The following is a 23676-nucleotide window of genomic DNA, read 5'->3' as shown; positions in this document are numbered from 1 at the left end:
GGCGACGCTGAGGCCAGGGACCTGGCGGCTAGAAGAGAACCGTAGCGAAGGTGCCAACCTGGCGGAAGCCCACGCGCTCGTACGTGGACCGTGCCCGGAGGTTGAATCCGTTGACATAGAGGCTGGTGACGGGGGCAAGCGTGCGCGCCTTCTCCACTACGGCAGCCATGTAGCCGGCGCTCAGACCCTGTCCTCGGTAACCGGGGTTCATCCATACACCCTGGATCTGCGTGACGTCGGTTGTCACAGCACCCAGCTCGGCCTTGAACACAACGTCGCCGGATTCGTTGACGTGCGCCAATGAATGGCCTTGCCGGATGAGGCCTTCCACGCGGCGGCTGTAGAACTCCTTGCCCCCGAGGAACGGCGAGTAGCCCACTTCCTCTTCGAACATGGCGGCGCAGGCCGGAAGTATCCGGTCAAAATCGGCCAGCCGGCCAAGCCCCAGATCCGCGTTCGGCTCCACCGACGGCGGACCGCACAGTGTCATCAGCGGCTGCTCATCCCGCACCTCGTGGGCCGCATGCCCCAGTTCGGCAAGCTCAGCATGGAGAGCCAGGACGGCATCTGCGGGGCCAAAGGCGGAGGCGAATCGGCGGCCGGACGCGCTTGCTGCAGCAGCGACAAGCCCGGAAAATTCGGGGTCAAGCTGGACCGGTACCAGGTTGGCCCCTGCCCAGCACGCGCCTACCAGGATGCCGTCGTCGAAAACTCCCAAGACGCCGGCGCCACCAGCGGTGGGCGCGGCTGAGCCGGCCGCCCGAAGGTGCGCCAGGATAAAGACATTGGCCACCGGATCCTGCGACGCTAGGCGACGCAGGGCAGCGGTGTCAGCGCCGGCGAGGGTCCGGACGGATGTTCCCGCCGGGGCGGCGTCCTCTTTATGAGACGCTAACCACGGGGCTACCCTTGACAGCATCTTCGCCATCGGCCTCCCCCATCTCTTCAGCTATGCGCATGGCCTCTTCGATCAGTGTCTCAACAATCTCGCTCTCAGGCACAGTCTTGATGACTTGGCCCTTCACAAAGATCTGGCCCTTGCCATTGCCGGACGCCACACCGAGATCGGCTTCGCGGGCCTCGCCCGGCCCGTTGACAACACAGCCCATCACTGCCACGCGGAGCGGAATTTCCATGCCTTCCAGCCCTGCGGTGACCTGCTCGGCAAGCGTGTACACGTCCACCTGGGCGCGGCCGCATGACGGGCAGGAGACGATCTCCAGTTTGCGCGGGCGCAGGTTCAGGGACTGGAGGATCTGGTTGCCCACTTTGATTTCCTCCACCGGAGGCGCCGACAGGGAAACCCTGATGGTGTCGCCGATGCCCTTGGCCAGGAGCGCCCCGAAGGCCGTGGCGGATTTGATGGTGCCCTGGAAGGCGGGCCCAGCTTCGGTGACGCCCAGGTGCAGGGGCCAGTCGCCCTGCTCGGCCAGCATCTCGTAGGCAGCAACCATAATGACCGGGTCGTTGTGCTTGACCGAGATCTTGAAGTCGTTGAAACCGTGCTCTTCGAACAGCGACGCTTCCCAGACGGCGGATTCCACAAGTGCCTCGGGGGTGGCCTTGCCATACTTCTTCAGGATGCCAGGCTCCAGCGATCCGGCGTTGATGCCGATCCGGATGGAGGTCCCGTGGTCCTTCGCCGCGCGGGCGATTTCCTTGACCTGGTCATCGAACTTGCGGATATTGCCCGGGTTTACCCGCACTGCCGCGCAGCCGGCCTCAATCGCTGCGAAGACGTACTTCGGCTGGAAGTGGATGTCCGCAATGACAGGGATCTGGGACTTGCGAGCGATGATTGGCAGGGCCTCTGCATCATCGGCCGACGGGCAGGCGACGCGCACGATGTCGCAACCGGAGGCGGTGAGTTCCGCGATCTGCTGCAAGGTGGCGTTGATGTCCGTGGTGGGCGTGGTGGTCATGGACTGCACACTGATGGGCGAATCCGAACCGACCCCGACGGAACCCACCTTGATCTGCCGCGTCTTGCGGCGGGGGGCGAGAACGGGCGGCGGTGCTGACGGCATTCCCAGGCTGACCGAGGTCACGTGGACTCCTTGGGTAGGTGTTTCGGTAGTGAAAAAGGTCCAGGAATCAGGATGCGTGCGCGGCCAGGAGGCCGATCACGGGAGTCCACTCGGTTGTCCGGATCCCGGCAATGGTGCCGGCGACGGCGAACGGGTCCTGCTTGAGGAGTTCGTTCAGCTGCGTTTCGTCCTGGACCTTGAAGATCAGCAGGGCGCCTGCCCCGTCACCGTAGGGTCCGCTGGTCAGCAGCTGGCGCTCGTCCGCCAGACCCGCCAGCCAGGCGCGGTGCGCGGGGCGGTGATCATCACGGACGGCGGAGGAATCGGCGGCGTACACATACTCAACGGCAAAAACAGTCATAAAGACACCCTATCCCCAGGGGTGGGCTGTCGCCGATCCGGGCAGTCAGCAAGACTCACTGCAGGAACACCACCTTGATCACTGCCGCCGTTCCAGCAGCCCACAGCATGGACGTGAGCGTTCCGATGATGAACCGCTCGGCAGCCACGGGGGTCTCCTTCAATTCGGCGAACCTGCCCAGGCCTTTGATGGCCACAATGTAGGCAATGGCCACCGGCTGTCCGGTCAGGATGGCCACGCAGACGCCCAGGCGCTCCAGCACTCCGATGATTGCCCCACCCCGCAGGATCCGCTGGGCCGGCAGCGCGGGCGCCACCTGAGGAACGTCCGACGGCGGCTGGCCGCCACCCGCGGTCAGCTCGCCGTCGACGGTTTGCCCGCCCTTGTGATGATCCGTACCGGCCCGCGGGGCTCCCGAAACAGTGTCTACCGTGACATCGGCTGACGGGTCCTGGGCCGCTGCGTCCTGGTCCGATTTACTGGCCGCGTCCGCTTTATCGTCAATGGTCCGGGCGAGCCGGAACACCAGCGCGGTCACAGGCCACCCTGCGAATCCGGCCACCAAGAGGGCAACTGTAATCCAGAGTGCGTTCACCGGTCTCCTTCAATCTGGGAATGGGCGTAGTCAAGGAGCATGGCCGCGGCAGGTCTGGCGGCCCATTCCTCCTGCCAGCCGGATCGGAGCACCGCACGGCTCACCGACTGCTCCGTGATTCCCAATTCCTGGGCCACGTGTTTCTGGCTGCCGTGCTTTCCATCGCCGCCCTGGAGCGCGCGCAACCGGTCCACCACCCGCCACTGGGCTGGTGTGCGTTGCTGCACCACCCGTCCGATCAGGCGAAGCACCGCCTGGGCATTTGCACTGGTCATGGCTCCTTTCTTGGCGTGGGGAGGCATCTCCCGTCCACGGCCAATACTGCCGGACACCACCGACAATGGCACCTGACCAGCCGAGCCCTTGGCGAGTTCCACGGCCTTTCGCGCTGCCACAAAGCCGCTCCCGGAACCTTCCCGGGGGCTTCCGCCCGGGGTGAGCTGTACGGCCCCGATCCCGATCCCGACGTACCAGTGCCCGCTCCGGAGTGCGTACAAGGCGATCTCCACTACGTCCTCGGCATGTTCCACCACACCCTGGAGTTCATCACCCACGGACCGTTCGAAGGGCGCCGGTGTGAGGCTGCGCAGTGCGGCGATCAGATCGGGAACACGGTCGACGTCGGCAGTGCTGCCTCGCTGGTCGATGGTCAGTACATACATGCCTTAACCGTACGCAGGTGATCACTCATAATCAATCAAAAATAGCTGATTATTAAATATCAGCCAATAAAGACTGATTTATGAGAATCACCCGATCCGGTCAGGCGGTGCCCGTTGCCTGCCGGGCTCCGCTCCAGGCGATCCACCCACCGGCGCCTGCCATCAGTACGGCCGCGGCGGCCTGGGACGGCAGGCTGCTTCCCGTAGTTGCCTGCCCCAGGACAACGCCCAGGACGAAGAACGCCACAGCGCCGGCCGCCCAGAGGGCCCCGGCCCAGCGCGGCAGCACGTGGGAACGCCATACCGCGATCCCCAGCAGCACCGTGCCAACGAATGCGAGCAGCAGGCCCAGCAGGAACGCCCCGGTCATGGACGCCGGGAATTCCAGCTGCATCACGTCCTGGTTTCCGCCCAGGTATGCCTTTCCGGTGGCGGGGTGGCAAACGTGGAAATCACGGCCGGCACGAGCAGCAAAGCCGTGCCGGCAACAGCTGTGACCATCGAGGCCAGCGCCAGGCGCCCCGTCCTGATGTTGGCCATGGAACAGCCCAAAGCAAAGAGACCGAACTCGGCCAGGATGGTGCCTGCGGTACTGCCGAAAAGATGGCTGAACTGGTACGAGTCGGAGCTGACGAAACGAGCCCAGGCCTCCGGGGCCTTCGCATGGTCCGGCTGCGGCTCCAGCGTGGACCAGGCGGTGACAAGCCACGAGACAGGCAGCGCCCACAACCCTGCCCGGATCCAGCGGCTGGTGTTCTGCGGTTGGACGGCGAACGTGCCCATGTTTCATGGTAGATCCGGGGCATCCGTCCAGGCAGACGTCCGCAGGAGTCAGCCGAACAGGTTCACCGGCTTCACGATATCGGCGTAGATCAGCAGCGCGCTCATGCCCATCAGCAACGCGGCCACCACGTACGTCACGGGAAGCAGTTTGGCGATGTCGAAGGCGCCGGGATCCGGTTTGCCGAACAGCTTGGCCACCCGTCGGCGCGCCCCCTCGTACAGCGCTCCGGCCACGTGGCCGCCGTCGAGCGGAAGCAGCGGGATCAGGTTGAAGACCGCGAGCGCAAAGTTCAGGCCGGCGAGCAGCCCTACCAGGGCGCCAATCCTGGACTGGAGCGGCACTTCCTCCATGGCTGCCACTTCACCGGCCACACGCCCCACGCCCACCACGCTGATGGGGCCGTTGGGGTCGCGCTCTTCCTCGCTGAAGGCCGCCTTGGCAACGCCCACCACCCGGGCGGGCAGATTGAAGACGACGCCGGCCACTTGCTTGATGTTTTCGCCCGCCATGGGCAGGACGGACGACGCCGGCTGGGGAACCAGTTCGGTCTGCGCACCGATGCCCAGGAAGCCGACGTCCTGGTACAGGAGAGTGCCTGCGTCGTCCTTTGCCTGGCGTCCGTCCACGCCGACGACGGGGCGGGCGGACAGCACCGGCGTCACCGTGGTGGTGACGGGCGCGCCGTCGCGCTCCACTGTGATGCTGACTTCCCTGCCCGCGGAGGCCCGGATCCATTCGGTCAGCTCGTCCCAGCCAGTCACAGCTTTCCCGTCAAAAGAAGTGACCACGTCGTTGGGCAGGAGCCCGGCAGCGGCCGCGGGGGTCAGCTGGCAGTCCGGGGAATCGGGATCCACCGTTTGACCGGCCGCCACCTGGCACTTGGAGACGTCGGCGATGGTGGTGGTGGCCGTGGCCATGCCGAAGCCCATCAGCAGAACGGCGGTCAGGACCACTCCGATCAGCAGGTTCATGGCCGGCCCGCCCAGCATTACGATGATTTTCTTCCACACCGGCAGCCGGTAGAACACGCGGTTGGCGTCCTCCGGGCCCACTTCCTCGTGTGCCATGGACCGGGCTTCCGTGGCCAGGGTCTGGAACATGCCGGTGCTGGACGGGCGGACGGTTCCGTCGTCCTTGTTGGGCGGATACATGCCGATCATGGACACGTAGCCACCCAGCGGGATCGCTTTCACCCCGTATTCAGTTTCGCCCTTCCGCTTGGACCACAGGGTGGGGCCGAAGCCGATCATGTACTTGGTGACGCGCACCTTGAACAGCTTGGCGGGCACCAGGTGCCCCACTTCGTGCAGCGCAATGGACGCGGCAATGCCGATCGCCACAAAGACGACGCCGAGGATAAAGAGGAGGACGGGGCTCATGCGTGGATCTGCTGCTTCCTAGAGACTGCTGACTGCTAAACGTTCGTGGGCGCGCGTACGTGCCCAGTCTTCAGCATCCAGTACCGACTCCAGCGTCAGCCCGGAGGATCCTGAATGTTCGCTGAGGACAGCATCGATGGTGTCCACGATTTCGGTGAAGCGGATGCGTCCCGAGTGGAACGCCATGACTGCTTCCTCGTTTGCCGCGTTAAAGACGGCGGGAAAAGTACTCCCCTGCTCGGCGGCGTCCTTGGCCAGGTCCACGGCCGGGAAAGCGACGGTGTCCAGCGGTTCGAACGTCCAGCTGGTGGCTTTGGTCCAGTCACATGGGGAGGCCGCTTTGGGGACTCTGTCCGGCCAGCCCAGCCCTAAGGCAATGGGGAGCCGCATGTCCGGTGGGGACGCCTGGGCGATGACGGACCCGTCGATGAACTGGACCATGGAATGGACCACCGACTGCGGGTGGACCACAACGTCGATCCGGTCCAGCGGCACGTCGAACAGCAGATGGGCCTCTATGAGCTCAAGGCCCTTGTTGACGAGCGTGGCCGAGTTGGTGGTGACCATCAGCCCCATGTCCCACGTGGGGTGCGCCAGGGCCTCTTTCGGCGTCACGTCGTGGAGCTGTTCCCTTGTCCGGCCGCGGAACGGACCTCCGGACGCCGTCAGGATGAGCTTCTCAACCTCGGCCGCGGAGCCTGAGCGCAGGCACTGCGCTATCGCTGAGTGCTCGGAATCCACCGGCACGATCTGCCCCTCACGGGCGGCGGCCTTGACGAGCGCTCCGCCCACGATCAGCGATTCCTTGTTGGCCAGCGCCAGCGTTGCACCTGACTTCAGGGCGGCGAGGGTCGGCGCGAGCCCGATGGACCCGGTAATGCCGTTGAGAACCACGTCCGCCTCTACTGCGGCGATGCGGGCCGAGGCGTCGGGGCCGGCGATGATTTCGGGGCGATAGTCCTGCCGTCCGGCGTGGCGGGCAGCCTCGGAGATCAGGTCCCGCAGCTGCCGCCGATCCCCCCCGGCGATGCCCACGACGGCGGCACCCGTGTGGACGGCCTGGCGGGCCAGCAGCTCGAGGTTTCCGCCGCCGGCACTGAGCGCCACCACCTCAAAAAGGTGGGGGGCGCCGTCGACGACGTTAATCGCCTGGGTGCCGATGGAACCGGTGGATCCGAGGATGACGATTCTGCGAGGCTGCATTGGTTAAGTATCCCGCACCTTGCCCGCCAACCGGTCAGCCCGTCGCCAGCTCGATGAAACCCTTGGCCAGCGTGGATACGGCTCCGATGTAGGCGATGGCCACAACGATCCGCCGCACGGCAGCCGGTTTGACCTTGCCGGACAGCAGATCGCCCGCGATGATTCCCGCCACCATGGCGGCAAGGATGCTGAACCATTGCCAGCCGTCCAGGCCGGGAACATGTCCACCGGATAGTACGTACTTGATCACCAGGGAAGACAGTCCGGTGGTCACGAAATAGGGCTGGAGGGTGGCGCCGAAACTCTTCTGCTCCCACCGGGTGGCAATGGCGTACGCGGTGATGGCCGGCCCGCCGACGCCCGCTGCCGCGTTCATCAGTCCGCTGGTGAAGCCGAGGGAGACCATGGGAACGGGGCCACCGGCACGCCATGAGCTGTGGGTCAGCCGCTGCGAAGCCAGCAGGGCGATGATGAGGAGGATGCCGATGCAGATCTCCAGCGGCGCCTCGGCCACGTTGCTGGCCAACCAGGCACCCGGCAGTACCCCTGCCAGGGCGGCGAGCGCCAGCCCGAAGTAGCGCTTCCACTCCACATGCCGCCAGACCCGGGAAAGGATCAGGAGGGATGACGCTGCGCCGCACAGGTTGATGATCATGACGCCGTCGAAGGGTCCGAGCAGCACCACCAGTACGGGAGAGACGAGAAGGCCGAATCCGAGGCCGGCCAGCCGCTGGGCCAGTGCCCCTGCAACAACGGCAATGAGCACCAATGCAAACACCATCCGATCCTAGTGGGCGGACGGCGACGCCGGGCGTAACGTGGATTGCGTGGACTGGGTTTCCTGGTTCGATGCGCCGGAGTACGGATTCGCCCGGCAGGTGCTGCAGCGAGGTGTGGCGGCACTGTTCTTTGTTGCGTTCCTGTCCTCCCTGAACCAGTTCCCTGCGCTGCTGGGCGAACGTGGCCTGTTGCCGGTTCCGGACTATCTGGATGGGTTCAGCGCGCGCCGGCGGCCCACGCTGTTCCGCTGGCGCTATTCGGACCGGCTGCTGCGTGGTGTCTGCGCCACCGGGCTGGCAGTTTCCGCCCTCCTGGTGGCCGGCATCCCCCAGCTCGGGCCGCCGTGGGTTCCACTGATCGCATTTCTGGCCCTGTGGCTGCTTTACATGTCGATCGTCAACGTGGGGCAGACGTTTTATAGCTTCGGCTGGGAAATGCTGCTGCTGGAGGCCGGGTTCACGGTGGCGTTCCTTGGCTCGGACCAGACGGAGCCGCCCCGCATCATCCTGATCCTTCTGGCCTGGCTCGTCTTCCGGCTGGAGTTCGGTGCCGGGATGATCAAGATCCGCGGCGGCCGGGAGTGGCGTGACCTGACGGCCCTCTACTACCACCATGAAACCCAGCCCATGCCGGGGCCCTTGAGCCGCCAGGCACACCTCCTGCCCAAACCCTTCCACCGGCTGGAAGTCCTGGGGAACCATTTCGCCCAGCTGGTGGTGCCGTTCTTTCTCTTCGCACCACAGCCACTGGCAAGCGGGGCCGCCGGGATCATCATTTTCACCCAGCTGTGGCTGGTGGCCAGCGGCAACTTCGCATGGCTGAACTGGATGGCCATTGTGCTGGCCTTCGCCGCGGTCAGCGACCCCGTGGCCCACGCCGTATTGCCGTTCCTGCCGCTGGATTGGAATCCCCCGGAAGACAGCCGCGGCAATCCCCCGTACTGGCTTGCCATCACCCTGATGGCCACGCTGTTGCTGGTGGTCCTCAGCTACTGGCCGCTGCGCAACCTGCTTTCCAAAGGGCAGCTGATGAATGCCAGCTTCAACCGCTGGCAGCTGGTCAACACGTACGGCGCGTTTGGCACCGTGACCAAGCACCGCGTCGAGATCCTGGTGGAGGGCACCCTGGACGAAGAACCTGAGGACTCAGCAGACTGGCGCGAATATGGGTTTAAGGGCAAACCCGGAGATCTCCGCCGGCTGCCCCGCCAGTGGGCGCCCTACCACCTGCGGCTGGACTGGCTGATGTGGTTCTTGCCGTTGCGCACCATCCACGAGGAGTGGTTTTACGCGTTCCTCACGAAACTGCTGGAGGCGGACCAGCGGACGCTGCGGCTACTCCACGCCGACCCGTTCGACGGCGATCCGCCGCGTTGGGTGCGCGTCAACAGCTACCTGTACCGTTTCGCCACCAGGGCAGAGTTCCGGGAGACGGGCGAGCGCTGGGTCCGGATGCCGCTCTATGAGGCCATCCCGCCACTGTCCCTTGGCGGTTCCCGCGGGCGGCGGCGGTGATTCCCGCCCTGGCGATTCGGGGCGCAGTGATTCTGGACCGGGAGATTCCAGCCCCTGGCGATTCGGCGCTCCTGTGATTGCTGCCCTGGTGGCCCTACGAGCGGATGCCTGCCCGGCGGACGGTGGCTTCGGCGTGCTTGAGGATGGGGCCATCGATCATTTTGCCGCCGTGCTGGAACACGCCGGATCCGGCAACAGCCGCGACCTGCAGCAGTTCTGTGGCGGCGGCGACGTCGGCCTCGGACGGGGCATAGGCGCCCCGTACAACGGCCGCCTGCGTGGGATGGATGCAGGCTTTGGAGCCGAATCCTGACGCTGCTGCATCAGCGGCCTCCAGAGCCAGCCCGTCAAGGTCCGGGATGTTGACGTACACGGCGTCCACGGCTTCTTTCCCGAAAGCCCGGGCGGCGAGCAGCACCGCGGACCGGGCATGCAGCGCCACGGCGCGGTAGCCGCCGTCGTCCGTTCTGCTGGACGTACCGCTAAGGGAAGCCAGCAGGTCCTCGGCGCCCCACATCAGTGCCACCACGTTGGGGGCCGCCGCGATGGCGGGCGCGTTGAGGACTCCGACGGCGGTCTCGCACAGGGCGATGACGTGGTAGTCCGCCAGGGCTTCGAGTTGGGCCGCGCTCTCGGCCTTGGCCAGCATCACGGTGCGGTACGGCGTGTGGGCCAGGCAGTGCAGGTCCTTCTCGAACTGGTCGGTGCCCGCCGGGTTGATCCTGATGATGGTGCGGCTGGGGTCAAGTTCGGGCCCCTCCCCGGCAGCGCCCAGCTGGGCCAGGATGGCGCCGCGCGCCCGCTGTTTGTCCGCGGGTGCCACGGCGTCCTCGAGGTCCACGATGACAGCGTCGGCGCGTTGGGCGGCCTTGGGGAAGCGCTCCGGGCGGTCGGCAGGGCAGAAGAGCAGGGCGGGACCCATCACAAATGTCATACGGTCATTGTCCTCTTTTGGGGCCCGGCACGCTCCCCTTTTCAGCTCCCGCAGGCTGCACGTATTGTCCAGAAGACTGCGCCACATGGGCGTCCCGGGTCCACATCAGGCAGCTCCGAGTGGCCAGCGCCACCACGGTGCCGTCCTGGTTCCGCCCGGTGTGCTGCATGGTCACAATCCCCTGGCCGGGTCGCGATCCCGAGAGGCGTTTCTGCGTAATAACCGTCTCGGTGTAGAGCGTGTCGCCGTGGTACAGCGGGTGCGGGAAGGAGACGTCGGTCAGGCCCAGCTGGGCGATGATGGTGCCCTGGGTGAGCTGGGAGACGGACTGCCCCACCAGGGTGGACAGCGTGAACATGGAGTTGACCAGCCGCTGGCCGAACGGCTGCCCTGCGCTCCAGGCGGCATCCAGGTGCAGGGCCTGGGTGTTCATGGTGAGCGTGGTGAACAGGACGTTGTCCGCCTCGGTCACGGTGCGGCCGGGCCGGTGCGCGTAGACAACGCCTTCTTCGAGTTCGTCAAAGTACAGGCCGCGTTGTTCGATGATCCGGGGGGCGTCGGTGGTTGCGCCCGGGTCGTCGGGGGTTGAGCCTGCCGAAGCCGCGCTCATACGGTGAGCTCCTGGTCCTCTTCGAACAGTTCGGCGCCGGTGGCCGCCGCCACGTCCTCCACGGAGACGTTGGGAGCCAGCTCGCGGAGAACCAACCGGGACCGCCCGACTTCGGTGACGACGTCGATCACGGCGAGGTCGGTGATGATCCGGTCCACGCAGGCCTTGCCGGTCAGCGGCAGCGAGCAGTGCTCCACGATCTTGGGCTTGCCGTTGCGGTCCATGTGCTCCATCATCACGATCACCTTCTTGGCGCCGAAGACCAGGTCCATGGCCCCGCCCATGCCTTTGACCATCTTGCCCGGAATCATCCAGTTGGCCAGGTCGCCGTTCTGCGCCACCTCCATGGCGCCGAGCACGGCCACATCCACATGCCCGCCGCGGATCATGCCGAACGACGAAGCGGAATCGAAGAATGCGGCCCCCTTGTTAACCGTGACGGTTTCCTTGCCGGCGTTGATGAGGTCCGGATCCACTGCGTCCTCGGTGGGGTACGGTCCCACGCCCAGGATCCCGTTCTCCGAGTGGAGCACCACCTCGACGCCTGCCGGGATGTAGTTGGGAATGAGGGTGGGCATGCCGATGCCGAGGTTGACGTACTGCCCGTTGCTGAGTTCCCGGGCCACCCGGGCGGCCAGTTCGTTGCGCGTCCACCCTTTGGCGTCCGGATTGGTGCCTTCCGGATGGCCGACGGCGGCACGCCGGTATTCGGGCCGGACGGCTTCGGGGCGGGGAGGCGCTCCCTGCGTGCTGTTGGACTCCATGGCTACGCTCCTGCCTGTTCGGTGGCGCTTTCGGTTCCAGTGGCCTGGGCAAGGGCGACGGTCCGCTTTTCGATCCTCTTCTCACCGGAGGGCACAACCACCACCCGCTGGACAAAGATGCCGGGCGTGTGGACGTGTTCGGGGTCCAGATCGCCCGGTTCCACCAGCTCCTCCACCTCGGCGATGGTGATTTTTCCTGCCATGGCGCAGAGCGGGTTGAAGTTCATGGCGGTGGCGTGGAAAACCAGGTTGCCGTGGCGGTCACCCTTCCAGGCGTGGACCAAGCCGAAATCGGGTGTCAGGGATTCCTCCAGGACGTAGTCCACATCGTTGAAAGTCCGGACTTCCTTGGCGGCGGAGGCAATCGCGATGCCGCCGTCGGCGTCGTACTTCTGCGGCAGGCCGCCGTCGGACACCTGCGTGCCGACCCCCGCCTTGGTGTAGAAAGCGGGGATCCCGGCGCCGCCGGCCCGGAGCTTTTCCGCGAGCGTTCCCTGCGGGGTGAGGACCACCTCAAGCTCACCGGACAGGTACTGGCGCGCGAACTCCTTGTTCTCGCCGACGTAGGAACTGACGGTCCGCCGGATCCTGCCGTCACGGAGCAGGACGCCCAGCCCCCAGTCGTCCACGCCGCAGTTGTTGCTGACAGTTTCGAGGTCCTTGGTGCCGTGCCGGTGCAGGGCATCGATCAGTGCTACCGGGATTCCGCAGAGGCCGAACCCTCCCACCGCGAGCGACGCGCCGTCGGGAATGTCCGCAATGGCTTCCTCGGCGCTGGCAACAACCTTGTTGATCATCGTTGGTCCTTTCAAGGGTCTCGACAGGCTCGGCCACCGCGTAGCAGGCTCGACCACTGCGTGGCATTCCCGACCAGCGGGCTGGTTACAGTCCGAGTTCGCGGGCGATCAGCATCAGCTGGACTTCCGTGGTGCCCTCACCGACTTCAAGGATCTTGGAGTCGCGGTAGTGGCGTGCCACGGTGAATTCGTTGATGAAGCCATAGCCGCCGAATACCTGGGTGGCATCCCGCGCGTTGTCCATGGCCGCCTCGCCTGCGACCATCTTAGCGATGGCCGCCTGCGTCTTGAACGGCTTCCCCGCCAGCATCCTCGACGCGGCGTCGTAGTACGCCAGGCGGGCCGTATGAGCCCGTGCCTGCATGCGGGCGATCTTGAAGGAGATGGCCTGATACTTGCCGATGCGATGGCCAAACGCGCTGCGTTCCTTGGCGTACTTCACCGACAAATCAACACAGCCCTGGGCCGCCCCCGTCGCCAAAGCCGCGATGGCAATCCGGCCCTCGTCCAGGATGGAAAGGAAATTCGCGTAACCCCGCCCCTCCTCACCGAGCAGGTTCGCCTCCGGCACCCGGACGTCCTTGAGCGTCAGCGGGTGCGTGTCCGAGGCGTTCCAGCCCACTTTGTTGTAGGCCTTCTCCGCCCTGAAACCCGGCGTGGTGGTGGGCACCAGGATGGTGGAAATCTCCTTCTTGAGGCTGCCATCCTTGCGTTCCTTCTGACCCGTCACCGCGGTGACCGTGACCAGACGCGTGATGTCGGTCCCGGAGTTGGTGATGAATTCCTTGTTGCCGTTGATCACCCAGTCACCGTTCTCACGATGGGCGTGGGTTTTGGTCCCGCCGGCGTCAGAGCCTGCTTCCGGCTCCGTGAGTCCGAACCCGGCGAGCGCCTTGCCCGATGCCAGCAGCGGGAGCCACTCCTCCTTCTGAGCCTCGGTGCCGAACCGGTACACCGGCATTGCGCCGAGGGAGACGCCTGCTTCCAGCGTGATGGCCACGGACTGGTCCACCCGGCCCAGCTGTTCGAGGGCGAGCGCCAAAGCGAAGTAGTCCCCGCCCATCCCACCGTGCTCTTCCGGGAACGGCAGCCCGAACAGGCCCATGTCCGCCATCTGGGACACCACCTCGTACGGGAAGCTGTGCTCCTCATCATGCTTGGCCGAGACCGGCGCCACCACGTTGTCCGCGAAATCCCGGACGGTGTCGCTGAGGTCCTGGTATTCCTCGCTGAGCTCAAAATCTGCCATGGCTAGGCTCCCTTGCCTGTGTTGTTGGAGTCCTTGTTGGAATCCTTGTTCGACTCCGTGTTGGAATCCTGAAGTGAATCTGCATCTGAATCGGTGGTTGAAGGGTGGATGGTGGCCAGCACCTGGTCCGCTTTGACCGGCTGACCGGCCTTGACGCTGATGTGGACCGTGCCGGCCACCTCTGCCACCAGCTGGTGTTCCATCTTCATGGCTTCCACGGAGAGGAGAACCTGGCCGGCTTCCACGGTGTCGCCGTTGCTGACGGCAACGGACACCACCGTTCCGGGCATAGGCGAGCGCACCTCCGGGTCCGCGGTACCTGCCTCGCGCTCGACGGCGGCAAGAACCCGGACAAGCCGTGACTCCCTCGTCAGCACCTCCAGCCGGCAGGACCAGCCTCCGTTGCCGAGGAACAGTTCCGCGGGAACTCCTGAGGGCAGGTTGTCCGGGGTGAAGTTGACCGGGCCCGCGTCCGCCGGCGCCAGCGAGTAGTCCGTGGTTTCGCCGTCCAGGGTAAGGACCAGGCTCCCGCGGCCCGGCAGTCGCAGCGAGGCCGTCCGCCATGGCCCGTCACCGACACAGACCTGGACCGGGCCGGCGGCCACACCGCCTGTGACACTCACTGTTGCGATGCCGCCGTCGGGCGTTCCCAGGCTGATCCGCCGGGGCGCCGGCGCGCCGATCCGCCAGCCGTCGCTGGCCTGCCAGGGACCGGAGGGCGTCACCGTGCTGTCCTGTTCCCCGCTCACAACGGCGTACAAGGCGGCCGCGACCACTTCGGCGTCGTCAATCCGCCGGAAGGCGAAGTCCGGCATCTTGCGCTCGATCAGGCCGGTGTCGAGATGCCCGGCGCGGACGTCGTCGTCGTTGATCAGCAGCCTCAGGTACTCAACATTCGTGTCGATGCCAAGGGCTGTGTAGCCGGCGAGTGCCGCGTCCAGGGTATCCAGGGCAACGGAGCGGTCCGGGCCCCACGCGATGACTTTGGAGATCATCGGATCGTAGCTGGAGGAGATCTCCAGGCCCTCAAGCAGGGCCGAATCCACCCGGATCATGCCGGCTCCGTGATCGGGCATTTCGTCCAGCAGGAGCACGGTCCCTGTGGACGGCATGAAGTTCCGCTCCGGGATTTCCGCGTAGACGCGGGCTTCGACGGCGTGCCCGTTAAGTTCGACGTCGGCCTGGCGGACGGTCAGTTCCTCACCGGAGGCGATGCGAACCTGCCATTCGACCAGGTCCACGCCGGTGACCATTTCGGTCACCGGGTGCTCCACCTGGAGACGGGTATTCATCTCCATAAAGAAGAACTCGTCAGGGGCCTCGTCGGAGACCAAGAACTCCACAGTTCCCGCGCCGCTGTAGTGGACGCTGCGGGCCGCCTGGCAGGCGGCCTCGCCGATCCGAGCCCGGGTGGCCCCGTCGTCGTGCAATGACTCCAGCAGCGGCGACGGCGCTTCCTCAATCACCTTCTGGTGGCGGCGCTGCAGCGAGCACTCCCGCTCCCCCAGATGGATCACGTTGCCGTGGTTGTCCGCCAGGACCTGGACCTCGATGTGCCGCGGCGTGCGGACCAGCCGTTCAAGGAAAAGGGTGTCATCGCCGAAGGCGCTCGCGGCGACGCGGCGGGCGGCGGCCAGCGTGGCTTCGAGGTCCTCGTGGCGCTCCACGATGTGCATGCCCTTGCCGCCGCCGCCCGCTGACGGTTTGATGAGCAGCGGGAACCCGACGGCGGGCGCGGCCTCCATGAGTTGCGCGTCAGTCATGCCCGGTTCGGCGATGCCCGGCACTACGGGGACTCCGTAGCCGGCCACGTGGTTCTTGGACCGGATCTTGTCTCCCATGACGTTCAGGGACTCAACGCCGGGGCCGATGAAGGTGATGCCGGCGGCTTCGAGGGCGCGGGCAAAATCGACGTTCTCGCTGAGGAAGCCGTAGCCGGGGTGGACTGCCTCGGCGCCGGTATCACGGCAGGCCTGGAGGATCGCCTCGATCTTCAGGTAGCTTTCTCCCGCGGCGGCAGGGCCGATCCGCACGGCGGTGTCAGCCTCGCGAACGTGGCGGGCCCCGGCGTCGGCGTCGCTGTAGACGGCTACGGATCGGATGCCCAGGGCACGCAGTGTGCGGATGACGCGGCAGGCGATCTCCCCGCGGTTGGCGACGAGTACGGTGCTGAACAGCGGCTTCTGCCGGATTGCGGAAGGAACGGCGGGCATGGAAACGGTCATGGCTGGCTCACATCCGGAAAAGGCCGAAGGAGGTCTCCGGCAGGGGGGTGCGGGAGACGACGTCGAGCGCCAGTCCCAGGACGGTGCGGGTATCCGCGGGGTCGATCACGCCGTCGTCCCAGAGGCGGGCGGTGGAATAGTACGGGCTGCCCTGGTCCTCGTATTGCTGTTTGATCGGGGCCTTGAAGGCTTCCTCGTCCTCGGCGGACCATTCTTCGCCACGGGCCTCGTACTGGTCACGCTTGACGGTTGCGAGAACGCCGGAGGCTTGGTTCCCTCCCATCACCGAGATGCGGCTTGCCGGCCACATCCACAGGAAGCGCGGCGAGTACGCCCGCCCGCACATGGAGTAGTTGCCGGCGCCGAAGGACCCGCCGATGACGACGGTCAGCTTGGGCACCCGGGCGGTGGCGACGGCGGTGACCATCTTGGCGCCGTTTTTGGCAATGCCACCCTGCTCGGAATCCCTGCCCACCATGAACCCGGAGATGTTCTGCAGGAAAATAAGCGGAATGCCGCGCTGGTCGCAGAGTTCGATGAAGTGCGCGCCCTTGAGCGAGGACTCGCTGAAGAGCACACCGTTGTTGGCCACGATCCCCACCGGGTGCCCGTGCAGTCTGGCAAAACCTGTGACCAGGGTGGTGCCGTACTCCTTCTTGAACTCGTGGAACCTGCTGCCGTCCACCAGCCGGGCAATGACCTCGTGGACGTCGTACTGCGCGTTGACGTCCGTGGGGACGGCGCCGTACAACTCCGCCGGATCCGCGAGGGGCTCGACGACGGTGGCCACATCCCAGGCAGGGGCAGACGGCCTCGGCAGGGTGGAGACGATGTCCCGGACGATCTGCAGGGCATGCTCATCGTTCTCCGCCAGGTGGTCGGTGACGCCGGAGATCTTCGAGTGCACGTCACCGCCGCCCAGTTCCTCCGCCGTGACGATCTCCCCGATGGCAGCCTTCACCAGCGGCGGACCGCCCAGGAAGATAGTGCCCTGGTTCCGCACGATCACCGTCTCATCGCTCATCGCCGGAACGTAAGCGCCGCCTGCCGTGCAGGAGCCCATCACCGAGGCGATCTGCGGGATCTTCGCGGCAGACATCTTCGCCTGGTTGAAGAAGATTCGGCCGAAGTGCTCCTTGTCCGGGAAGACTTCGTCCTGCTTCGGGAGGAACGCCCCGCCCGAATCCACCAGATAGATGCACGGTAGCCGGTTCTCCAGCGCTATATCCTGGGCGCGGAGGTGCTTCTTCACCGTCATCGGGTAGTAGGTGCCGCCCTTGACGGTGGCGTCGTTGGAGATCACGAGCACCTGGCGGCCGTGGACCAGGCCGATGCCGGCAATAACCCCGGCTCCCGGCGACTCGTTGTTGTACATGCCGTTGGCTGCCAGCGGCGCGATCTCCAGGAACGGGCTGCCATCATCCAGCAGCCGGTCAATGCGCTCCCGGGGCAGCAGCTTCCCGCGCGCCACATGGCGCTCCCGCGACCTCTCCGGCCCGCCCGACGCGGCCTCAGCCAGCTTGGTCCGGAGCTCGGCGGCCAGCGCGAGCTGGGCAGCGTTGTTTGCAGCAAACGCTTCACTTGCGGCATCAAGCCGGCTGGCGAGAGTCTCCATCGACTGCATCCGTTCGTCATCTATTGAAAGCCACCAAGGCTCCGGCGAGAGCCTTAGAAGCCAGCTCGGTTAATGCTTTATAACTGGAATTCAGGTTAGTCTTTATTAACTGTGATGTCCAACACAACAGGACATTGCTAGAATCTGCTGTTCCTAGGAGGAAAAGCGTGCCCACCACCCGACCGGTCAAGCCGTCCGCACCGGCCCAGTCTGAGCAACCGAACTCGGCAACACGATCCGTTTCGGCAGCGCAGGCCGCTTCGGCGACGCCGGCAGCTCCAGGAACACCCGCGGCCGCGGCAGCCCACGCAGCTCCCGGAACGCCCCGCAGCCAGGCGAAGGAGAACCGCCGCCAGGCGCTGCTTGCCGCCGCCGCGGGGCTCTTCGCCCTGCACGGATTCAACCGGGTATCGCTGGAAGACCTGGGCGCGGCAGCCGGTGTCAGCGGCCCGGCCGTCTATCGCCACTTCCAGGGCAAGCAGGCGGTGTTGGGAGACCTGCTGCTTACCGTCAGCCGCGAGCTGCTCGACGGCGGCCGGCGCGTCATTGCCGAGACTACAGACCCCCTCGCAGCGCTCCGTAGGCTGGTGGGGTTCCAAGTGGAGTTTGCCCTTGGCAAGCCCGACGTGATCCGGGTGCAGGACCGGGATTTCAGCAATCTCTCCCAGAAGGACCAGTCCGAGGTACGGGCACTCCAGCGGAACTACGTGGAGATTTGGGTGGAGGTCCTGGCGCTGCTGCATCCGGGCACAGACGCCGTCGAACTGCGAATGCGGGCCCACGCCACGTTCGGCCTGATCAACTCCACGCCACACTCGGTGCGAAACCACGGACGGAAAATCGCTCCCAAAACGGCCCGGCCACTTCTCGAGAGCATGGCGCTTGCGGCGCTCACGGTGAACGTTCCCCAAGCCTCCTGACCAGGACACGATTTCAAGAGCGGGCCCTGCAGGTTTCTGGTCACAGGAGCGGCCCTGGCCCGCATAAGCGGTGCTGGGCAGCACCGGTTATGCGGGCCAAGGCCGCTCCTACCGGTCACGACATGACGCAGGACGTTGCGCAGGCCCAGACCCACGAGTTTTTGTCCAGATAAACCGAGTTAGACCGCCCAAAACCCGGATTATCTGGACAAAAACTCGTGGGTTAGACCATCGTGAGCACCATGCCGGGTTCGGCCAGGATGGCGCCAATATCGGCGAGGAACCGCGAGCCCTGCTCCCCGTCCACCAGGCGATGGTCAAAGGACAGGCTCAGCGTCATGACCTGGCGCAGGGCCACCTCATCCTGGAATTCCCACGGCATTTTCCGCACGGCCCCCATGGCCAGGATGGCAGCCTCGCCGGGGTTCAGGATGGGAGTGCCCGCGTCGATGCCGAAGACCCCGATATTCGTGATGGAGATAGTGCCGCCCGACAGGTCTGCCGGCGCGGTCTTGCCGGCCCGTGCCGTCTCGGTCAGCCCGGTCAGGGCTTCGGAGAGTTCCAGCAGCGACAGGGTATCCGCGTCCTTGATATTCGGCACGGTGAGCCCGCGCGGAGTTGCGGCGGCGATGCCCAGGTTCACGTAGTTGAACTGCACGATCTCCTGGCTGGCTTCCTCCCATCGCGAGTTCAGCGACGGGTTCCGCCGCAGCGCAATAAGCACAGCCTTCGCCACCAACGTCAGCGGCGTGAGCTTGTAGCCGGAAAAGGCCCGGCTCGTCTTCAGCTTGGCCAGCAGGTCCATGGTGGGCGTGACATCCACCGTGAGGAATTCCGTCGCGTGGGGAGCCGTGAACGCACTTGCCACCATCGCGGCGGCCGTAAACTTGCGGACACCCTTGATGGGAGTCCTGACTTCCCGCCCACCCTGTGGCGCCAGTCCCGCGGGGGAAACCGAATCGGATACGGCGGAAAGATGGCGTACCGGTGCCGACAATTCGCCGCCGCCAACAAAATTCTGGACATCCTCCCGCGTGATCAGGCCGCCGGCTCCGGTGCCCGCGGCCGCGGCCAACTCGACGCCGAGGTCCTTGGCCAGTTTCCGGACCGGCGGGGTGGAGCGTGGGCGCTCCGCGGTGTCGGTTTCGACAGGCTCAACCACAGGGTTTTCGAGTCTGACTGGCTCGGTTTCGACAGGCTCAACCACCGGGGTTTCCGTCTTATCAGGCTCAACCGCCGGGGTTGTGAAGGTGCGGGCCCGGCGGGCGGGTCGGCCTGAGCTTTCGACGACGGCGCCGTACCCAACCAGGTTCGGCTCGCGTTTCGCGGTCCCCGCCGCAGCAGTGGCCGCCCCGGCGGGCGCAGCCCCTGAAGGTGAGGCGCCGCCGTCGTCCGCTACTTCGAAGGAGACGATCGGCTTGCCCACCTCCACGATTGTTCCCGGCTCTTCATGGAGCGCAGTGATCACGCCCGCGAAAGGTGACGGCAGCTCCACTACGGCCTTTGCAGTTTCCACCTCGGCGATGACCTGGTTCAGCGTCACCGTGTCCCCCACTGCCACCTTCCAGCTGAGGATTTCTGATTCCGTGAGGCCTTCGCCGAGGTCCGGGAGCCTGAATTCCTTGATCATGGTGGCGCTCATCCTTCCAACCCGCTGAGGGAGTTCGGGCGTCCGAGGGCGCGGTCCACGCCGTCGAGGATCCGGTCCAGGCCGGGCAGATGGTGCATTTCGAGCTTGGAGTACGGGTAGGGAATATCGAACCCGGTGATACGGACGGGGGCCGTTTCGAGGTGGTAGAAGCACCGCTCGGTAATGCTGGCCGCAACTTCGGCGCCCAGGCCACCGGACTGGCCGGCTTCATGGGTGACCACCAGCCTGCCTGTTTTCCGGACGGATGCTTCAACGGTGGCGTAGTCCACGGGTGCCAGCGAGCGCAGGTCGATGACCTCGATGGAGATGCCTTCGTCGGCGGCCGCGGTTGCTGCGTCCTTGGCCGTCTTCACCAACGGCCCGTAGGCCACGAGCGTCACGTCCGCGCCCTCGGTGACAACGCGGGCGGAGTCCATGGGCAGCGCGGTGCGCGGATCGATGCCCTCATCCACTTCACCCTTGTCGTGGTAGCGGCGCTTGGGTTCGAAGTACAGTACCGGGTCATCGGACAGGATGGCCTGCTGGATCACGGTGTGGGCATCCTGCGGGTTGGAGACGCTGACCACGCGAAGCCCCGAGGTATGCGTGAAGTACGCCTCGGGCGACTCGGAGTGGTGCTCGGGTGAGCCGATGCCGCCTCCGAACGGGACGCGGATGGTGATGGGCATCCTCACGGCCCCCTGGGTGCGGTAGTGCAGCTTTGCCACCTGGCTCACGATCTGGTCGAAGGCAGGGTAGATAAAGCCGTCGAACTGGATCTCCACCACCGGGCGGTAACCGCGGTAGGCGAGGCCGACGGCGGTGCCCATGATGGCCGACTCGGCCAGCGGGGTGTCCACCACACGGTGGGTGCCGAAATCCTTCTGGAGGCCGTCGGTTACCCGGAAAACACCGCCGAGGGTACCGATGTCCTCGCCCATGAGGATGACTTTTGGATCGTTTTCGAGGGATTTGCGCAGGCCGGAATTGATGGCGCGGGCAAAGGTCATCTGGGTCATCAGCGTGCACCTTCTTCTGAGGTGGCTCCCGCGGGATCGCCGAAGGAAGCCAGGTAACGGGCGTAGTGGTCCTGCTGCCGGTCCAGCCACGAGTTGGGCTCGCTGTACACGTGCTTGAAGATATCCATCGGCTCCGGATCCGGCATGCCGATGCAGCCCGAACGGATTTCGCGGGCGACCGCCTCTGCCTTGTCGTGAACGTGCTGTTGGACCTGATCGGTGAGGAGTCCTTTGCGTTCCAGCAGGGCCTTGACCCGCAGGATGGGGTCCTTCGCAGCCCAGTCCTCCAGTTCGTTGGCGTCACGGTAGCGGGTGGGATCGTCAGCGGTGGTGTGCGGTCCCATGCGGTATGTGACCGCTTCGATGAAGGTGGGTCCGCCACCGTGCCGGGCACGGTCCAATGCCACGCGCGTGGCTGCCATAACGGCCAGCACATCATTGCCGTCCACCCGGAGGCTCGGAATGCCGAATCCGGTGGCCCGGTCCGCGATCTGAATATGGGACTGCAACCGCACGGGCTCCGAAATTGCCCAGTGGTTGTTCGAGCAGAAGAAGACCACGGGTGCCTGGAAGCTGGCGGCAAAGACCATGGCCTCGTTGACGTCGCCTTCGCTGGTGGCACCGTCGCCGAAGTATGTCACCGCCACCGAGTCCGCGCCGTCGTTCTGGATGCCCATGGCGTAACCGGTGGCATGCAGGGTCTGCGCGCCAATGATGATCTGCGGGGTGGCCATATTCACGGAGTACGGATCCCACCCGGAGGAGGCCGTGCCACGCCACACCCGCGTAATGTCCGTCAGGTCCACGCCGCGGCAGTACGCCACACCGTTTTCCCGGTAGCTGGAGAAGACAAAATCGTCCTCGCGCAGGGCCCTGCCGGAACCGACTTGCGCCGCCTCCTGCCCCAGCAACGGGGGCCAAAGACCGAGCTCGCCCTGACGCTGGAGGGCGGTGGCCTCAACATCGATCCGCCGGATGACCGTCAGGTCCTCGTAAAGGGAACACAACTGCTCATCCCCGATGTCCTTCACCCAGGGATCGAACTCCGGGTGGCTGATCCGCTCCCCTGCCGGGGTAACCAGCTGGATCAGGTTCCTGTCTGTAGACACGATGGCACGCAACCTTCTCACGTCGTTTGACCGGAGCCTGGGGACTTGTGGTCCCGCCCGCCGCCGGCCGCCCGGGCGCCGTTGCCCCGGATATTTGTGACCCTACTCACAATGCTCAATGGGTACAACCACCGCGGCGGATATTGCGCATAATGCCCTGTTTGCACTGCCCTCACCGTGCTAACGTTGCGCAGTATGCAAGCTTTGGATGGCACAGACACGCGGCTGCTCTCGGCCCTGGCCCGCGACCCCCGGCGGACCGTGGTGGCGTTGGCCCAGAAGCTGGGGCTGTCCCGGAACACCGTTCAGGCGCGCATGGCCCAGCTGGAGAAGAAGCACGTCTTCCTGTCCTTCGAACGGCGGATCAACCCGGCATCCCTGGGCTATCCGCTCATGGCGTTCATTTCCGTCCATGTCCAGCAGCAGAAACTGGGACAGCTGGCCCATGACCTCGCCGGCATTCCGGAAATCCTGGAAGGCTACGGCCTCACCGGCTCCGCTGACCTCCTGCTCCGGGTAGTGGCCCTGGACGCCGAGGACCTCTTCCGGATCAACGGGAAAATCCTGGCGTGCGATGGAGTGGACAGGACGGACACCGCACTGGCCATGGGCGAACTCATCCCGTTCCGCATCCAGCCGCTGCTCGAGCGGGGATCCGGAGACGCTTAGGGCCAGCAGCCCTTATTACCGCCCCGATACCCAGCCCCGGCGGGCTGGGTTATAGGCTGTTCCAAGGTGAATCCATGGGTGCCGTTCAGCGGGTCCCAACAATAAGGCAGTGCCAGTGCGTTGCCGGAAAGGCTCCATCGTGAGCAATCCTCAGGGACCGTACCAGCCGGTCCAGCCGGCGGCCTGGCCCGCGCAACCAACGGGGCAGCCCGGCAACCCCGGCGAGCATGGTGCGCCACCGCTGCCCGGCAACCCGCCACAGCACGGTGCGCCGGGGCAATACGGTGCACCGTCGCAGTTCGGCCCGCCCGCGCAGTACGGTGCACCCGGGCAATACTCGTCAGAGGGGCCATTCGGCCTGCCCGGACAAGAGCCCCCGGCGCAAAGCCGCCGGAAGCTGTGGACCATCCTCGGCGTTGTGGGCGGTGTCCTGCTGCTGGCGGTCGTCGGCGTCCTCATCCTGGTCAACATTGTCAACGGAGCCACGAACCATGCCCGGGGCCTGGCTGACAGCTTCACCAAGCTGGTGATTGCCGGCGACAGTTCCAAGGCCTACGACGACTATCTTGACCCCGCCCTCCATGAGCAGCTGACCAAGGAGGACTTCATCGCCGGTATCAAGACCCTGGAGATGGATAGCACCTGCAAGACTGCCTACAACGAGGTGAAGGCCAGCACCGAGAACGGCACCAAGGCGGCCGACGTAGCCGGCCTCATCACCTGCGACGGCGACAAGAAAATCGACCTCGTCTACCGCTTCGAAGGCACCGACGAGCTGAAAATGATCAACATCAAGCTCAAGCCCCAGGCGTAGCGCCACACAACCCAAG

General features: G+C 65.5%; 24 protein-coding genes. 4 read left to right on the top strand and 20 right to left on the bottom strand.

Annotation, left to right across the window (positions count from 1 at the left end; translation table 11 throughout):
* Window positions 1–28 precede the first annotated feature (28 nt).
* The 10 genes from NG696_RS09860 to NG696_RS09815 form a co-directional block, all read right to left on the bottom strand.
* Window positions 29–919, bottom strand: a complete 891-nt coding sequence (locus NG696_RS09860) for a GNAT family N-acetyltransferase (protein ID WP_252564979.1) — start codon at window positions 917–919, stop codon at window positions 29–31.
* The gene (ispG, locus tag NG696_RS09855) at window positions 882–2048 is read right to left on the bottom strand and encodes a flavodoxin-dependent (E)-4-hydroxy-3-methylbut-2-enyl-diphosphate synthase (protein WP_104063099.1); all 1167 of its coding nucleotides are present in this window, start codon (window positions 2046–2048) and stop codon (window positions 882–884) included. The genes NG696_RS09860 and ispG overlap by 38 nt, the downstream gene beginning before the upstream one ends.
* Window positions 2049–2094: 46 nt before the next feature.
* Window positions 2095–2388, bottom strand: coding sequence for a YciI family protein (locus NG696_RS09850; RefSeq protein WP_252564838.1), 294 nt, complete (start codon window positions 2386–2388; stop codon window positions 2095–2097).
* Window positions 2389–2443: 55 nt separating this feature from the next.
* Window positions 2444–2983, bottom strand: coding sequence for a hypothetical protein (locus NG696_RS09845; RefSeq protein WP_252564840.1), 540 nt, complete (start codon window positions 2981–2983; stop codon window positions 2444–2446).
* Window positions 2980–3645 carry a MarR family transcriptional regulator gene (locus NG696_RS09840; protein WP_252564842.1) on the bottom strand — a complete coding sequence of 222 codons (666 nt, stop codon included), beginning with the start codon at window positions 3643–3645 and terminating at the stop codon, window positions 2980–2982. The genes NG696_RS09845 and NG696_RS09840 overlap by 4 nt, the downstream gene beginning before the upstream one ends.
* Before the next feature lie 100 nt (window positions 3646–3745).
* Window positions 3746–4042, bottom strand: a complete 297-nt coding sequence (locus NG696_RS09835) for a hypothetical protein (RefSeq protein WP_252564844.1) — start codon at window positions 4040–4042, stop codon at window positions 3746–3748.
* Complete coding sequence (locus tag NG696_RS09830; RefSeq protein WP_252564846.1) at window positions 4039–4428, bottom strand: hypothetical protein; 390 nt, start codon at window positions 4426–4428, stop codon at window positions 4039–4041. Before NG696_RS09830 ends, NG696_RS09835 begins: the two co-directional genes overlap by 4 nt.
* Before the next feature lie 48 nt (window positions 4429–4476).
* Window positions 4477–5808: a M50 family metallopeptidase gene (locus NG696_RS09825; RefSeq protein ID WP_252564848.1), complete on the bottom strand. Its 1332-nt coding sequence runs from the start codon at window positions 5806–5808 to the stop codon at window positions 4477–4479.
* Between the two features lie 18 nt (window positions 5809–5826).
* Window positions 5827–7011: a 1-deoxy-D-xylulose-5-phosphate reductoisomerase gene (dxr, locus tag NG696_RS09820; RefSeq protein ID WP_252575294.1), complete on the bottom strand. Its 1185-nt coding sequence runs from the start codon at window positions 7009–7011 to the stop codon at window positions 5827–5829.
* 34 nt (window positions 7012–7045) lie between these two features.
* Window positions 7046–7792: a TSUP family transporter gene (locus NG696_RS09815; protein WP_252564852.1), complete on the bottom strand. Its 747-nt coding sequence runs from the start codon at window positions 7790–7792 to the stop codon at window positions 7046–7048.
* 46 nt (window positions 7793–7838) lie between these two features.
* On the opposite strand from NG696_RS09815, the gene NG696_RS09810 reads away from it, so the two are divergent.
* The gene (locus NG696_RS09810; RefSeq protein WP_252575293.1) at window positions 7839–9305 is read left to right on the top strand and encodes a lipase maturation factor family protein; all 1467 of its coding nucleotides are present in this window, start codon (window positions 7839–7841) and stop codon (window positions 9303–9305) included.
* A 94-nt stretch (window positions 9306–9399) separates the two neighbouring features.
* Here NG696_RS09810 and NG696_RS09805 read toward each other — a convergent pair whose 3' ends face one another.
* From NG696_RS09805 to NG696_RS09775, 7 genes are all read right to left on the bottom strand, one after another.
* Window positions 9400–10239, bottom strand: a complete 840-nt coding sequence (locus NG696_RS09805) for an HpcH/HpaI aldolase/citrate lyase family protein (protein WP_252575292.1) — start codon at window positions 10237–10239, stop codon at window positions 9400–9402.
* Between the two features lie 4 nt (window positions 10240–10243).
* On the bottom strand, window positions 10244–10849 hold the full coding sequence (locus NG696_RS09800) for a MaoC family dehydratase (RefSeq protein WP_252564859.1): 606 nt from the start codon (window positions 10847–10849) through the stop codon (window positions 10244–10246).
* Entirely contained in the window at window positions 10846–11613 is a 768-nt protein-coding gene (locus NG696_RS09795) for a CoA transferase subunit B (protein ID WP_252564861.1), read from the bottom strand. Before NG696_RS09795 ends, NG696_RS09800 begins: the two co-directional genes overlap by 4 nt.
* A 2-nt stretch (window positions 11614–11615) precedes the next feature.
* Window positions 11616–12410, bottom strand: a complete 795-nt coding sequence (locus tag NG696_RS09790; RefSeq protein WP_252564862.1) for a CoA transferase subunit A — start codon at window positions 12408–12410, stop codon at window positions 11616–11618.
* An 85-nt stretch (window positions 12411–12495) separates the two neighbouring features.
* Complete coding sequence (locus tag NG696_RS09785; RefSeq protein WP_252575291.1) at window positions 12496–13659, bottom strand: acyl-CoA dehydrogenase family protein; 1164 nt, start codon at window positions 13657–13659, stop codon at window positions 12496–12498.
* 2 nt (window positions 13660–13661) lie between these two features.
* On the bottom strand, window positions 13662–15884 hold the full coding sequence (locus NG696_RS09780; protein WP_252564866.1) for an acetyl/propionyl/methylcrotonyl-CoA carboxylase subunit alpha: 2223 nt from the start codon (window positions 15882–15884) through the stop codon (window positions 13662–13664).
* Window positions 15885–15891: 7 nt separating this feature from the next.
* Window positions 15892–17499, bottom strand: coding sequence for a carboxyl transferase domain-containing protein (locus NG696_RS09775; RefSeq protein ID WP_252575290.1), 1608 nt, complete (start codon window positions 17497–17499; stop codon window positions 15892–15894).
* 167 nt (window positions 17500–17666) lie between these two features.
* Here NG696_RS09775 and NG696_RS09770 point away from each other — a divergent pair, with 167 nt between their 5' ends.
* Entirely contained in the window at window positions 17667–18419 is a 753-nt protein-coding gene (locus NG696_RS09770; protein ID WP_308291960.1) for an SACE_7040 family transcriptional regulator, read from the top strand.
* Between the two features lie 223 nt (window positions 18420–18642).
* On the opposite strand, the gene NG696_RS09765 is transcribed toward NG696_RS09770, so the two are convergent.
* Genes NG696_RS09765 through pdhA form a run of 3 tightly spaced genes read right to left on the bottom strand, consistent with a single transcriptional unit; the run spans window position 18643 to window position 22177 of the window.
* Window positions 18643–20061 carry a dihydrolipoamide acetyltransferase family protein gene (locus NG696_RS09765; protein ID WP_252575289.1) on the bottom strand — a complete coding sequence of 473 codons (1419 nt, stop codon included), beginning with the start codon at window positions 20059–20061 and terminating at the stop codon, window positions 18643–18645.
* On the bottom strand, window positions 20058–21068 hold the full coding sequence (locus NG696_RS09760; RefSeq protein WP_252564872.1) for an alpha-ketoacid dehydrogenase subunit beta: 1011 nt from the start codon (window positions 21066–21068) through the stop codon (window positions 20058–20060). Before NG696_RS09760 ends, NG696_RS09765 begins: the two co-directional genes overlap by 4 nt.
* Window positions 21068–22177, bottom strand: coding sequence for a pyruvate dehydrogenase (acetyl-transferring) E1 component subunit alpha (gene pdhA / locus NG696_RS09755; protein WP_252575288.1), 1110 nt, complete (start codon window positions 22175–22177; stop codon window positions 21068–21070). Before pdhA ends, NG696_RS09760 begins: the two co-directional genes overlap by 1 nt.
* Before the next feature lie 195 nt (window positions 22178–22372).
* Between pdhA and NG696_RS09750 the strand changes: the two genes are divergently transcribed.
* Both NG696_RS09750 and NG696_RS09745 read left to right on the top strand, forming a co-directional pair.
* Window positions 22373–22846, top strand: coding sequence for an Lrp/AsnC family transcriptional regulator (locus tag NG696_RS09750; protein WP_111906416.1), 474 nt, complete (start codon window positions 22373–22375; stop codon window positions 22844–22846).
* A gap of 139 nt (window positions 22847–22985) precedes the next feature.
* The gene (locus tag NG696_RS09745) at window positions 22986–23660 is read left to right on the top strand and encodes a collagen-like protein (protein ID WP_252575287.1); all 675 of its coding nucleotides are present in this window, start codon (window positions 22986–22988) and stop codon (window positions 23658–23660) included.
* The last annotated feature ends 16 nt before the right edge of the window (window positions 23661–23676 follow it).

The sequence above is a fragment of the Pseudarthrobacter cellobiosi genome (assembly GCF_023913755.1).
Taxonomy (GTDB): Bacteria; Actinomycetota; Actinomycetes; order Actinomycetales; family Micrococcaceae; genus Arthrobacter; species Arthrobacter cellobiosi.
The sequence above is the reverse complement of the archived record's forward strand: the minus strand, read 5'-3'. Positions and strand labels throughout refer to the sequence as shown.